The sequence below is a fragment of the Neoakkermansia glycaniphila genome (genome assembly GCF_900097105.1).
GTDB classification, from domain to species: domain Bacteria; phylum Verrucomicrobiota; class Verrucomicrobiia; order Verrucomicrobiales; family Akkermansiaceae; genus Akkermansia; species Akkermansia glycaniphila.
Map to the genome: position 1 here is coordinate 2,452,456 of NZ_LT629973.1, position 12,781 is coordinate 2,465,236.

Consider the following 12,781-nt stretch of genomic DNA (forward strand, 5'->3'; position numbering starts at 1 on the left):
GTGATAAACCGGATGTGCCGGACATTTATTGGGGCGAAGAGATTTTTTTTGATAAAAGAGCGTCTGATTTCGGACGATGCGGTTGTTGGAGCGTTATTCAAGATGAAAAGGGACGAATGGGGTGTTTGACTTCTTTGTATTCCCTGGTATGATTCATTCAATTAATGTCTATATATGTACCGTTATTGTTTCTTTGAAAAGTATTCTGCAAGGGTAGCAGGCAAGATTGTTGCGTTTGCCCTGGGGGTGGGATGTTGCGGCATGGCTGCGCTTGTTGCTGCCGAGAACGGAGGGGGTGAAGTATTGATGGCCGGATCCGGCGATGCCTCCGGCTATTCACAGAAAGATTTGTCCGCTGTGATGGCGGCTGCGGAGCAGGGTGACGCCTTGGCGCAATGTGAACTCGGCCTGCGTTATGGCCGGGGTACCGGCGGTGCCGTGCAGGATTTCGATCAGGCGGCGCAATGGATGCGCAAAGCGGCAGAGCAGGGAAATGCCGAGGCTCAAGGTACGCTGGGTTTCTTCTATCTGGAAGGCAAAGGAGTGTCGCAGGATGTCGAGAAAGCATTTGCATGGGCAGAGAAGGCTGCACGGCAGGGGGATGCCCAGGCTCAAATGGTACTGGGTTTTTGCTATCTGGAAGGCAAAGGAGCGCCGCAGGATGCCGAGAAAGGATTTGCATGGATGGAGAAGGCGGCGAAGCAGGGAAATGCCCAGGCGCAATATAATCTGGGTCTCTGCTATTATGATGGTACAGGAACGCCGCGGGATGACAGTCAGGCTTTTATATGGATAGAGAAAGCGGCCCAGCAGGGATATGCTGGTGCTCAAATAGCAATGGGTGTTTTGTACCTGGAAGGCAGAGGCGTGCAGCAGGATGTCGAGAAAGGATTTGCATGGCTGGAGAAGGCGGCACAGCAGGGAAATGCCGCAGCTCAAATGGTACTGGGTTTTTGCTATCTGGAAGGCAAAGAAGTGCCGCAGGATGACAGGCTGGCTTTCGAATGGTATGAAAAGGCGGCCCAGCAGGGATATGCTCAAGCGCAATATCTGCTTGGCAATTTCTATTGTGATGGCAAAGGCGTGCCGCAGGATGACAGACAGGCTTTTGCATGGTATGAAAAGGCGGCGAAACAGGGAAATGCCGAGGCTCAAGGTAAGTTGGGTTTCTTCTATCTGGAAGGCAAAGGAGTGTCGCAGGATGTCGAGAAAGCATTTGCATGGGCAGAGAAGGCTGCACGGCAGGGGGATGCCCAGGCTCAAATGGTACTGGGTTTTTGCTATCTGGAAGGCAAAGGAGCACCGCAGGATGCCGAGAAAGGATTTGCATGGATGGAGAAGGCGGCACAGCAGGGGAATTCTCAAGCGCAATATCAGCTTGGCAATTTATATCATGATGGCGAAGGCGTGCCGCAGGATGACAGACAGGCTTTTGCATGGTATGAAAAGGCGGCTCAGCGGGGTTATGCTCCAGCTCAGTGTAATTTGGGCGTCATTTATCAGAAGGGCAAAGGAGTACCGCAGAATGACAGGCAGGCTTTCACGTGGTATGAAAAGGCGGCACAGCAGGGATATGCTGATGCTCAAACAGCAATGGGTGTTTTGTACCTGGAAGGCAGAGGCGTGCAGCAGGATGTCGAGAAAGGATTTTCATGGACGGAGAAGGCGGCTCAACAGGGGGATGCCCAGGCGCAATATAATCTGGGCGGTTGCTATATGGTGGGCAAAGGAACGTCACAGGATGAGGAGAAAGGTGTTTTCTGGCTAGAGAAGGCGGCACAGCAGGGATTTGCTCCTGCAAAAGAGATCTTGCGGCAGAGGGCAAGCAGCGCGCTCCCTGTTCCCAGTGACACTCTTGCCCCTCTCGGTGATGCTCCTCCCATGCGGGATATGTTTCAGGAAGCGTTTGAACAAGGTAAACAGGCGGAGTGAGGGGCCCGCAGGGCGGCGGATTCGCGTGATGCCCGGGAGTGTGTTGTTTACCTTGTTCGGATGCAGCAAGCTGGCGTTGCCCTGATGGATGAGCGTGGTTCTTCAGGGTGCGATGGCCGGTTTGAATGGCGTGGCGGTGCCGTAGTCCGACGGCTTGTCCAAGGGTGGGCGGTTCTTCATTCATGAGGAGGCGTGTCCGGTGTGTGCCTGCCGAGGGCAGGCGTTTATCGGATGTGCTGTCGGCATTTTTGCGTCGCGGAGGATTCCGGTTGATTCCGTGTCTGTTTTTACCTATACTTTCGTGCATGACTCCTGTGAAATCGATACCTTTGGCCCATGGCCGCCGTTCTTTTATCTGTGCTGCCGTTTTGTTGTGTGCCGGAATCGGGGTGTCCGTTTATATGCGCCATGCGTCTTTCCGGGAAGGTTCGGATACGTATGGATGGTTCGGAGACGATTGGTGTTTGTCCGGCGGCGGAGGTTCGTTGAGTGATGAGGAGGTTTTGAGATATCGCGATTATATGGCGGGAGGTTCCAGAGAAGAGGAGCTTTACAAGATGGCGGCTGCGGAGGTGCCGGAGATTCGGGAAGCGGCGGAGAAGGGTGATCCCATCGCACAATGCAGGATGGGCCATGCGTGTTCCGAGGGTATCGGCGTGCCGAAAGATGATGTGCAAGCCGCGCAGTGGTTCAGGAGATCGTCCGATCAAGGGTTTGGCCGGGCGGAACGGGCGCTTGCGTGGTGTTATCGCGAGGGAAAAGGAGTGCCGCAGGATAGCGGTCAGGCTCAGCGTTTGTACAAGCGGGCTGCCGATCACGGTGATTCGGTTGCGGCTCAGGAGACGTTTTCCATGTATATGCAGGAGGCGTCTGAGGAGGCGAGAAAAGAGCGTGATGCCAGGTTCAAATGGGAGATGCTGCGTTCCAGCCTGATGGCGGCGGGGCTGAGTCTGTTCGGATTGTGCCTCCATGATGTATGGGCGAGGAGGAGGATGCGGCGGGAGATGGCGGAAGCGGAGTTGAGGGCGAGGGCGGTGAGGCAGCTCTGTGATTTGAAGGATGCGCCTAAATGCGTGAGGCCCGGCATGCGTGGCCGTGAGGGAGATGCGGGTCGGTAGGATGCGGTTTTCTCGCTTGGTGCGGGAGGCTGTTCGTGGTAAGATGAGCGCATGAGTATGTCTTCCGACGGTCAGGTGGTGATGACGGTTTTGCTGTGTGTGCTGGCAGGGGTGAGTTTGCTGCTTTTTTTGTTGTGGATGCGCGAGAGGGATCGGGCGGTGCGGGGAGCGGCGGATCTGGAGAATGCGCGGCGCGATGCGGAGAATGAGCGTTTGCGGGCGGAGAAGGTGGAGGAGTTGAGCGAGATGCTGCGGCTGCGGATGTCGGAGGATTTTTCGGAGTTGTCCCGGAAGAGTCTGGAGCATTTGGGCAGGCAGTTCATGACGATGGCGAAGTCCGAACTGGAGACGCAGCAGGTGCAGGCCCAGGGTTCGCTGGAGAAGAAGGAGATGGCGATTCGCCATTTGCTGGATCCGGTGGGGCAGTCTTTGGAGAAGGTACATGCGGTGATGGCGGAGATCGAGAAGGAGAGGAAGGAGAATCTCGGTTCGCTGCGCGAGAATCTGGCGCAGATGCGGCAGAGCCACGTGGAGCTGGTGCGGGAGACGTCGAAGTTGAGTTCCGCCCTGCATAGCCGCAGTGCGCGCGGGAGGTGGGGCGAGCTGCAGTTGCGGAGGATCGTGGAGCTGGCGGGGATGGTGGAGCATTGCGATTTCGAGACGCAGGTTTCGGTGAAGGATGAGCGGGCGTTCCGCCCCGATATGGTGGTGAATCTTCCGGGCGGGCGTTGTGTCGTGATCGATGCGAAGGTGCCTATGGATGCCTATTTGCTGGCGATGGAGGCGGCGAGTCCCGAGGAGCAGGCGGCGCATTTGGCGCAGCATGCGAAGCAGGTGCGGGCGCACCAGCGCGCACTGGCGGATAAGAGGTATTTTGCGATGTTCGACAATACGCCGGAGTTCGTGGTGATGTTCCTGCCCGGCGAATCTCTGCTGCATGCGGCGATGGAGGCGGATCCGGCTTTGTTCGAGCAGTGCCTGGAGGGCAATGTGGTGATGGCGACTCCTTCGACGCTGATCGCCCTGCTGAAGGCGGTGGCCTACGGCTGGCGGCAGGAGCAGCTGGCGCTGGGGGCGAAGGCGATTTCGGAGCAGGGTAGCAAGGTGTATGAGAGTTGCCTGACGTTTCTTGAGAATCTGGGGAAATTGGGTGTGGCGTTGAAGAGTTCTGTGTCGCATTACAATAATGCGATCGGTACGGCGGAGTCCCGCCTGCTGCCTCGTGCGCGGAAGCTGGCGCAGATGGGAGTGGCGGCGAAGTCGAAGGCGGAGGATAAGGCTTTGCCTCAGGTGGATGTGCCGGTGCGCACGCCGCAGATTCCCTCCGATGGTGATGGTGATTGAGGTGGCATTCCGGTGTTCGGAGGCGGTTTGCCGGGAAGGATTCGGCGGAAGACGTAGTTTGGGGTTGTGGTTTTTGTGTTTTACAGGTAGAGTTCACCCGAACTCATGATGAAATTTTTCCCTGTTACACTTCCCGTTTGCGCTTTTCTGTTCGTGTCCGGTGTGTTGCCCGTTTCGGCGCAGGAGCAGCCGGAGGCCGGCAGGCCCAAGCCCCAGCGCGTGGTGAATCGCATAGCAGCTTCGGTGAACGGTCGTCCGATTACGACGGCGGAAGTGAGAGCTTCCCTGTATCCGATTCTCCGGGAGTTGCAGGTGCTGTATCCCAAGCAGGGTCCCAAGTTCTTTTCGGAGCTGGCCAATGCGAAGAAGATGATTCTGAATGATTTGATTGAGCGCGAGCTGGTGCTGGGCGAGTTTGAAGAGAAGGGGTATATGATGCGCGACGACCATATCGAGACGGCGATCAATTACCATATTCTGACGCGTTTCAACGGTAACCGCGATGCTTTCCTCAAGGGGTTGCAGGCGGCGGGGCAGAATTTGACGGATTTCCGCGAGTCGATCAGGAAGCAGGAGATCGTGAATGCGATGCGCAGCAGCCGGTTCGACCGCAATATTCCGCCTACGCCGGATGAGATCAATGCTGAGTATCAGAAGATCAAGTCCGATTTCCGCGATTTGACGCAGGATTCGATCGTGTACGATAAGATTTTCATTCCGTTCATTCCGTATGATCCGTCCAAAACTCCGGACGATCAGTTTCTGCTGGCTGAAGAGGTGGCCAAGAAGCTGAAGAATAAAGAGATTTCATTTGCCGACGCAGCCAAGGAGTATTCATCGGATTCCATGGCGGAGAAGGGGGGGCGCTGGGATCGCATCAAGCGCGGCGAGCTGGCAGCGGAGTTTGCTTCCGTGGTGTTCAGTGCGCCGGTTGGGGAAATTGTAGGGCCGCTGGTTGACAGGCCGGACCCCCAAACGTTGCAGCACGGTGGTTTTACGATTGTGCGTGTGGTGGATAAGTCGCTGGCTCCCGCTCCTCCTCTGAGCAAGGTGAAGGAAGAGGTGGATGCCTCCGTGCGTCGCAAGCGCAGTGAAGAGCGTTATCGCCAGTGGGTGGAGCGGCTTCGCAATAAGGCGATTATTCGTACTTTCGTTTGATGCCGTTTTGAACGGTTGCCGGGCGGTTCAGGATGTCCGGCGGTTTGCAGCCTGTTGAGCCTGCAAGAGGTCGTCTGCTTCGAGAGCGCAGGGATCGGGCGCGACGAAGTGGCTCATGGCGATTTCGACGGGCGTGAGGTCGATGCCGATGCTTTGTTCGTAGGCCGGGTGGCCGATGCGATGGCCGAAGGCGGAGCCTGCGGGCGGGTCGATGGGGGAAGGGACATCGCCGGGCAGGGGCCGGGCATTGTTTTTCTTCGCCGGATCCGGTTCGGGGATGGCGGAGATGAGGGCCTTGGTGTAGGCGTGTTTCGGGTTTTTGTAGATTTCTTCAGAGGGAGCTGTTTCGACGATTTTGCCGAGGTACATGACGGCAACGCGGTCCGAGATGTGTTTGACGACGGCGAGGTCGTGCGCGATGAAGAGGTAGGAGAGTTTTCTTTCTTCCTGCAGGTCGAGGAGGAGGTTGAGGACTTGCGATTGGACGGAGACGTCGAGCGCGGAGACGGGTTCGTCGAGGATGAGGAGTTTCGGGTTGAGTGCGAGGGCGCGGGCGATGCCGATGCGCTGGCGCTGGCCGCCGGAGAATTCGAAGGGGAAGCGGTCGATGGCGTTCGGCGGGAGGCCGACGCGGTCGAGGAGGGCGCGGACACGGTCGCGGCGTTCTGCAGGGGTGCCGATGCGGTGGATGAGGTAGGGTTCGGCGACGATTTGGCCGACGGACATGCGCTGGTTGAGGGAGTCGGCGGGGTCCTGGAAGACCATTTGGATGCCGGGCCGGAGGGGACGGAGGCGGTGTTCGGAGAGGTTTGAGATGTCGGTTCCCTGAAAGAGGATGCGGCCTGCGGTGGGTTTGAGGAGGCGGACGATGGTTTTGCCGATGGTGGATTTGCCGCAGCCGGATTCACCGACGAGGCCGAGGGTTTCTCCTTCGCGGATGGTGAGGGAGACGTCGTCCACGGCTTTGACCCATCCGGCTCGGCGCATGAGGATGCCTTTGCGGACAGGGAAATATGTTTTAAGGTGCTGGACGTCGAGGAGCGGTGTTTCCATGGCGGTGTGCGGTGAGGGTGTTACGGGCAGCAGACGGGGCATGCTTCGACGAGGTGGCCCGGTGAGATTTCCTTCATGGGCGGCCTTTCGAGCAGTTCGTCTGCCGGGCGGCCCATGCGCTGGCAGAAGCGGCAGCCTGCTGCGAATTCCCCGATGCCCGCCACCTGGCCGAGGATGGTGGGAAGGTGCGTTTTGCGCGGGGTGTCGAGGCGCGGCATGGAGGCGAGGAGTCCCCGGGTGTAGGCGTGTGTGGGGTGGGTGAAGAGTTCGCGGACGGGGGCGGTTTCGACGATGCGCCCGGCGTACATGACGACGACGGAGTCGCAGTGCTGGGCGATGACTCCGAGGTCGTGCGTGATAAGGATGGAGGAGGCGTGTGTTTCTTCCCGGAGTTCGCGGAGGAGGTCGAGGATTTGCGCCTGTACGGTGACGTCGAGGGCGGTGGTGGGTTCGTCCGCGATGATGAGGGAGGGGGTGCAGGCGAGAGCGATGGCGATGACGACGCGCTGGCGCATGCCGCCGGAGAGCTGGTGCGGATATTCGTCGACGCGTTGTTCGGGGGCGGGGATGCGGACGCGTCGGAGGAGTTCGATGGCGGCATTTCGGCCTTCGGCAGGCGACATGCCTTTGTGGATGGCGAGGGATTCCGCGATTTGCCGTCCGATGGTGTGGACGGGGTTGAGGGCGGTCATGGGTTCCTGAAAGATGGTGCCGATTTCTCCGCCCCGGATGCGGTACATGTCTTCAAGGCTGGCGGTGACGAGGTCTTTTCCATTGAGGAGGACGCTGCCGCCGAGGATTTTGCCCATGGGCTGCGGGAGAAGCCGGATGATGGACATGGCGGTGACGCTTTTGCCGCAGCCGGATTCTCCGACGATGCCGACGCAGGAGCCGCGGGGTACGGTGAAGCTGATGTCGTCGACGGCGCGGAGCTGTCCGCCGTCGGTGTCGAAGGCGGTGACGAGGTTGCGGACTTCAAGGAGGTTGTCGCTCATGGCTGGTTAAGGTGTCTGGCCGGGAGGCAGGGGGATGTTTTCCTGTTTTTCAGGGTAGGTTTCGCCGTTGTGCCGGGCGCGGATGGTGGCGGCTTTTTCGTTTTCGTCGATCCAGTAGAGGTGGCTGTCGAGCGGGTCGTAGTAGCGGGGCGGGGCGAAGTTGGTGGTTTCGCTGCGGGGCCATTGGATCCAGCGCCAATAGGCGAGCCGCCAGAAGTCGGTCGTCCAGCCGGGTATCCATGTGGCGGAGTCGTGGATGAGCTGCTGGGCGCGGTGCGAGGCGGCGACGGCTTCCTGTTCGGTGGTGGCGTCGCGTTCGTCGATGAGGGCTTCGTCAAGGTCGTCGTCGGCGTAGGCGGTGATGTTGTTGGTCGTGGTGGCGACGTTTCCTTTGCTGTCGTAGGCGAAGCTGGAGTGGAATCCCTGATGGAGGCGGGGGATGGGCGGAGTGAAGCCCCAGGACCAGACGGCGGCCTGATGGCGTTTGTCCATGACTTTGCGGAAGAAGACCATGGTGTCGAGCGAGTCCGGCAGGATTTCGACGCCGCATCGCGCGGCGTCTTCCCGGAGTTTGCTCATGAAGATGTTGTAGAGGGGTTCGTTGGCGTAGGAGATTTCGACGGTGAGGCGTTTTCCTCCGGGAGTGCAGAGGTAGCCTTCGCGGTCTGTCCGCGTGTAGCCTGCCATGGCGAAGTATTCGCGGGCTTTTTCCGGGGAGTATTCGCGGGCGCGGATGGAGGGGTTGGTGTATTTGCCGAATCCGGTGGCGTAGGAGTGGAGGCGGCGGTAGTCTCCCCGGAAGACGGTGTCGATGATGCCGTCGATGTTCATGGCATGATGCAGTCCCAGCCGGATGTTTTTGTCGTTGAAGGGGGGGCGTGAGGTGTTGAGGAAGAAGCCGAAGGGGGAGCGTGGCCAGATGTTGTGGAATTCGGCGCGGCGGATGTAGCCGTGGTGGACTTCTGGAATTTCCATGCCTTCGTACCAGTGTTCCGGTTCCCGGAGGGAGAGGACGTCGAGTTCGCCGATACGGAAGAGTTCGCGGACTTTGGCCGGGTCGGCATAGAAGAGGTAGAGGATGTCGTCGACGTTGCAGGAGTAGCGCGCGTATTTGCGGTTTTTGGCCCACCAGTCGGGGATGCGTCGCAGGCCGATTTGCGTGCCGCGGATGACGTTGTCCGGAGAGACGGCGTAGCCCCCGGTTCCGGGCGGTGTGCGCCACTGGTAGCGTTCGGCGTAGTCCGCGCCGAATTCGCTGTAGAAGTGGGTGGGGTCGCAGGTGAGTGCGGCTTTGTAGACGGGCATGGGCGCACGGGCCGGGAGGGTGACGGAGAAGGTGCGCGGGCCGTAGAGGGTGATGCCGGCGATGTTTTCGAGGTAGTAGTTCTGGTAGTAGGAGGCTTTGGCGTAGGGGGAGGTGCGGATGTAGATGGCGGTGAGGAAGTCGCGCGTCGTGATGGGGGTGCCGTCGGTGAAGGTGGCTTTGTCGTCGATGTGGTAGTAGACGGTTCGTCCGTCGTCCGAGACGGCCCATTTGTCCGCCAGTCCGGGGATGATGGCTCCGGTGCCGGGGTGAATGGTGACGAGGTCCATGGCGATGTCGTCGTAGAGGTAGCGGCGGAATCCGTTGTTGCTGTTCGGGCCGAAGGGGCGGAATGTGTCCGGGAAGGAGCGGGTGATGGGCAGGCGGAGAGTGCCGCCTTTGGTGGCACGGGGGTCTCCCAGTTCCGGTTCGTCCCAGTTGCTTTCCCATGGGAGTGCTGCCGGAAGGTCTTCGGGACGTTGCAGCCGGATGTAGGGGCCGCCGTCGAGGCGGGTGCGGTAGGCGGCAAGCTGGTTGCGGGCTGTTTTGAGGGTGGTTTCGTGATGGCGTTTTTCGGCCGGATTCTGTGCCTGTTCCTTGAGGCGTTCGAGGGATGCGACGGTTTCTTCTTGCTGTTTGATGGCGTTTTCGAGCCACGAGCGGCAGCGGGCGTTCCACGAGGCGATGAAGCCGGGGGATTTGTCCGTGGGGGCGAAGCCGGGGGGCATGCGCCATTTTTTCGCATAGTCGGGCGTGTTTTTGCCGGGGAAGCCGAGGGGCATGTCCTGTTCTTCCGGTTCGGGCTGCCAGGCGACGCCGCGTGCGCGAGCCGAGTCGCCGCATCCGTTGAGGCAGATGAGGAGGAAGAGCAGGGTGCAGAAGCTGAGGAAGCCGTGTTTCATTTATAGGTGGTGAATTTTTTCGGGTCGAAGGCTTCGCGGACGGCTTCCCCCATGAAGGTGACGAGGAGCAGGACGAAGACGAGGGCGGAGAAGGCGGAGGAGACGATCCACGGTTTGGAGAGGTTGGCGAGGCCGTCGTTGAGGAGGCGGCCCCAGCTTGCGTAGGTGTCCGGCAGGCCGAAGCCGAGGTAGTCCAGCGAGGCGAGGGCGAGGATGAGGCCGGAGACGCTGAAGGGGATGAGGGTGACGAGGATGGCGATGAGGTTCGGCAGGATGTGGACGAAGAGGATGCGAGGGGTGGATGCTCCCATGACGCGGGCGGCGGAGACGTAGTCGCGCGCTTTTTCCTTCATCGTGGAGGTTCGGAGGAGGTAGGTCATTTGCATCCAGCCGAACATGCTGAGGAGGGCGAGGATGAGGAAGAGGCCCTTGAACCGGAGCGGCACGAGGTCCGAGATGATCATGACGACGAAGAGGAAGGGCACCTGCGAGAGGATTTCGATGAGGCGCTGCATGGCCAGGTCGTATTTGCCGCCGAAGTAGCCCATGAGCATGCCCATGGAGATGCCGATGAGGTAGACGCAAGGGAGGTAGAAGAAGGCCGCCTTGAGGTTGACCTGCAAGCCGCCGTAGAGGTAGGCGAGGATGTCGGATCCCTGCGAGTTGGTGCCGAGAAGGTGCCCTCCGGCGAGTGGCGGCGAGGGGTGGTGGTGGATGATGTGGAAGGAGTGTTCCGGCGTGCGTGTCAGGAAGTCGCCAAGGGTGCCGGGGCCGGTGTATTTGGCTTTGTCCTGCATTCCCCTGGCGTAGTGGGCGGAGAGTACCTGCGTGCCGTCCGGAAGCCAGCCTTGCGCGGGGCCGTCGGGCAGGCCCTGCCGGAAGCGGAGGCGCATGTGCTGACGGCCCGTGCCTTCTTCATACAGGCGGGAGGCCTGCCCGTTGTAGGGGCGTTGTTCGCCGGGGGCGTAGCAGAGGCCGTCGCTGCGGCGTTCGAGGGTGACTACGGGTTCTGCGGCGGCATCGCCCGAGGGGTCGTAAGGGATGAGGGGGAGGAGGACGAGGGAGGGTTTGCCGGGGTGGCCTTCTTCGGTTTTGAGGCGGCGGTAGTCCGGTTCGGCTTTGGCGGCATCGCCGGTGAGGCCGAAGGTTTCTCCGGGGATGACGGAGCGAGTGAAGGCGGGCGCGTACCACCGGCCTTCATAGATGACGAGGAGGGCGCGTTTGCCGACGAGTGCCTGGTCGAGGCATGCGACGAAGACGAGGCCAAGGAAGACGAGGAAGGCGGCATACCCCCGGCGGATGCTTTTGAAGCGGGCGATGCGCCGGGCGTTGATGGGGGTGAGGCGGAAGCGGCCCGGCGGCTGGCGGAGGAGCCAGATGGAGAGGGCGAGGGCGGCGGCGGTGCAGAGCCAGCCGAACCAGAGGAATTTGCCGTCGGGCGTGATCCAGGAGTCGCTGAAGCCTGCCGTGTGGAGGAACTCCATTTCGCGTGCTGCGGTGAAGGGCCAGCTCAGGGTGGGGAGGAGCAGGCCGCAGGCTTCGCCGATGCCGGAGAGCAGGGCGCATGCGAGCAGGAGGTAGGCGAGTTTGCGGATCATGTTCAGTCGAATTTGACGCGGGGGTCGACGCAGGCGACGACGATGTCCGCCAGAAGGTTGCCCAGCATCATGAAGAAGGAGGTGAGGAGGAGGCTTGCCATGATGAGCGAGTAGTCTTTGTCCATGAGTGCCTGGTAGCTGAGCATGCCGAAGCCCTGGATGTCGAAGACTCGTTCGATGAGCATGGATCCCGCGATGATGGTGCTGACGAGGGTGCCGAGGGTGGTGGCTAGGGGGATGAAGGAGTTGCGGAAGGCATGCCCGTAGACGGCCTGCCGGAAGGTGACGCCTTTGGCCATGGCGGTGCGGATGTAGTCCGAGGAGAGGTTTTCCATGAGGTTGTTTTTCATCATCATGGTGGTGACGGCAAAGGTGGAGATGACGTAGCAGACTAGGGGGAGGACAGTGTGATGGGCGAGGTCGCGCACCTGCGCCCAGAAGCCCATGTGTTCGAACCCGGAGGAGGTGAGGCCGCAGAGGGGGAACCATTCGAGCCGCGCGCCGAAGTAGACGACGAGGACGGCGCCGAGGGCGAAGCCCGGTACGGCATAGCCGAGGAAGATGAGGACGGAGGTGATGTTGTCGAACCAAGTTTTGTGCCGGATGGCTTTCATGATGCCGAGTGGCAGGCTGACGGCGTAGGTGATGATGGCGCTGAGGATGCCGAAGTAGAGGGAGACGGGGATGCGCTCGGCGATCATGTCCCACACGGGTTCGTTGTATTTGAAGGAGTTTCCGAAGGAGCCCTGAAGGATGCCGTCGTAATCCTCTTTCCATGCGACGGCGCGCCATCGGTAGCCTGCCGCTTTGTCGGCGATGGCGGTTTCATCTGTTTTGTCCAGGCGTTTGGCCCAGCGTTCGGCTCGGTCGCGCGGGGTTTCGAGGGCGAACATCCATCCTTCCCGTGCCGGTTCGGATACGTCGCCATTCTGGTATTCGAGGAGGCGGGGGGTGGTGCCTTCTTCGGGTTTGGCGAGGCGGACGAAGCGGCCGGAGTCGCTGAGGGTGAGGACGGTTTCGTTGCCGCCGGAGGGGAGTTCGGCCTTGGAGATGAGCGTTTTTTTCGGCAGGATGCCGAGCCATTGCAGGTAGGCGATGCCCGTGCGCTCCTGAAGGTTGAATTGCTCTTCCAGCCGCTCCAGGTCTTCTTCGCTGATGTTGGAGTCCCCCTGTGCCGTGGCTTTTTCGCCGGAGAGCGCGCCCATGGTCTGTTCCTGCATCATCTGATCGACGGGGCCGCCGGGGACGAAGCGGGTGACGCAGAAGACGAGGAAGGTGACTCCAATCAGGGTGAGGGGCATCAGCAGGAGTCTTCTGATGATATACGTCTTCATACGGCGCGTGGAGCATACAGGAAGAAGCTCCTGATGGCAAGGAA

At 60.3% G+C, this 12,781-nt stretch carries 9 protein-coding genes; 4 read left to right on the plus strand and 5 right to left on the minus strand.

From position 1 onward, the window contains the following. Nucleotides 1–174 precede the first annotated feature (174 nt). From PYTT_RS10290 to PYTT_RS10305, 4 genes are all read left to right on the plus strand, one after another. Entirely contained in the window at nucleotides 175–1,932 is a 1,758-nt protein-coding gene (locus PYTT_RS10290) for an SEL1-like repeat protein (protein WP_067775364.1), read from the plus strand. A gap of 305 nt (nucleotides 1,933–2,237) precedes the next feature. Further along, the gene (locus PYTT_RS10295; protein WP_172801814.1) at nucleotides 2,238–3,050 is read left to right on the plus strand and encodes a tetratricopeptide repeat protein; all 813 of its coding nucleotides are present in this window, start codon (nucleotides 2,238–2,240) and stop codon (nucleotides 3,048–3,050) included. 51 nt (nucleotides 3,051–3,101) lie between these two features. Then, on the plus strand, nucleotides 3,102–4,394 hold the full coding sequence (locus PYTT_RS10300; protein WP_083076668.1) for a DNA recombination protein RmuC: 1,293 nt from the start codon (nucleotides 3,102–3,104) through the stop codon (nucleotides 4,392–4,394). 105 nt (nucleotides 4,395–4,499) lie between these two features. Beyond that, nucleotides 4,500–5,552 carry a peptidylprolyl isomerase gene (locus PYTT_RS10305; RefSeq protein ID WP_067775359.1) on the plus strand — a complete coding sequence of 351 codons (1,053 nt, stop codon included), beginning with the start codon at nucleotides 4,500–4,502 and terminating at the stop codon, nucleotides 5,550–5,552. 27 nt (nucleotides 5,553–5,579) lie between these two features. On the opposite strand, the gene PYTT_RS10310 is transcribed toward PYTT_RS10305, so the two are convergent. The 5 genes from PYTT_RS10310 to PYTT_RS10330 are packed head-to-tail and all read right to left on the minus strand — an operon-like array spanning nucleotide 5,580 to nucleotide 12,737. After that, nucleotides 5,580–6,605, minus strand: a complete 1,026-nt coding sequence (locus PYTT_RS10310; RefSeq protein WP_067775416.1) for an ABC transporter ATP-binding protein — start codon at nucleotides 6,603–6,605, stop codon at nucleotides 5,580–5,582. A 20-nt stretch (nucleotides 6,606–6,625) separates the two neighbouring features. Then, entirely contained in the window at nucleotides 6,626–7,600 is a 975-nt protein-coding gene (locus PYTT_RS10315) for an ABC transporter ATP-binding protein (RefSeq protein ID WP_067775356.1), read from the minus strand. A gap of 6 nt (nucleotides 7,601–7,606) precedes the next feature. Beyond that, on the minus strand, nucleotides 7,607–9,805 hold the full coding sequence (locus PYTT_RS10320) for an extracellular solute-binding protein (protein ID WP_067775349.1): 2,199 nt from the start codon (nucleotides 9,803–9,805) through the stop codon (nucleotides 7,607–7,609). Then, the gene (locus PYTT_RS10325) at nucleotides 9,802–11,403 is read right to left on the minus strand and encodes an ABC transporter permease subunit (protein WP_067775341.1); all 1,602 of its coding nucleotides are present in this window, start codon (nucleotides 11,401–11,403) and stop codon (nucleotides 9,802–9,804) included. Before PYTT_RS10325 ends, PYTT_RS10320 begins: the two co-directional genes overlap by 4 nt. A 2-nt stretch (nucleotides 11,404–11,405) precedes the next feature. Beyond that, nucleotides 11,406–12,737: an ABC transporter permease gene (locus tag PYTT_RS10330; protein WP_067775339.1), complete on the minus strand. Its 1,332-nt coding sequence runs from the start codon at nucleotides 12,735–12,737 to the stop codon at nucleotides 11,406–11,408. Between the last annotated feature and the right edge of the window lie 44 nt (nucleotides 12,738–12,781).

Coding starts and splice junctions, on each gene's coding strand:
- PYTT_RS10290 (WP_067775364.1), top strand. CDS start 175: ATGTACCGTTATTGTTTCTTTGAAAAGTATTCTGCAAGGGTAGCAGGC.
- PYTT_RS10295 (WP_172801814.1), top strand. CDS start 2,238: ATGACTCCTGTGAAATCGATACCTTTGGCCCATGGCCGCCGTTCTTTT.
- PYTT_RS10300 (WP_083076668.1), top strand. CDS start 3,102: ATGAGTATGTCTTCCGACGGTCAGGTGGTGATGACGGTTTTGCTGTGT.
- PYTT_RS10305 (WP_067775359.1), top strand. CDS start 4,500: ATGATGAAATTTTTCCCTGTTACACTTCCCGTTTGCGCTTTTCTGTTC.
- PYTT_RS10310 (WP_067775416.1), bottom strand. CDS start 6,605: ATGGAAACACCGCTCCTCGACGTCCAGCACCTTAAAACATATTTCCCT.
- PYTT_RS10315 (WP_067775356.1), bottom strand. CDS start 7,600: ATGAGCGACAACCTCCTTGAAGTCCGCAACCTCGTCACCGCCTTCGAC.
- PYTT_RS10320 (WP_067775349.1), bottom strand. CDS start 9,805: ATGAAACACGGCTTCCTCAGCTTCTGCACCCTGCTCTTCCTCCTCATC.
- PYTT_RS10325 (WP_067775341.1), bottom strand. CDS start 11,403: ATGATCCGCAAACTCGCCTACCTCCTGCTCGCATGCGCCCTGCTCTCC.
- PYTT_RS10330 (WP_067775339.1), bottom strand. CDS start 12,737: ATGAAGACGTATATCATCAGAAGACTCCTGCTGATGCCCCTCACCCTG.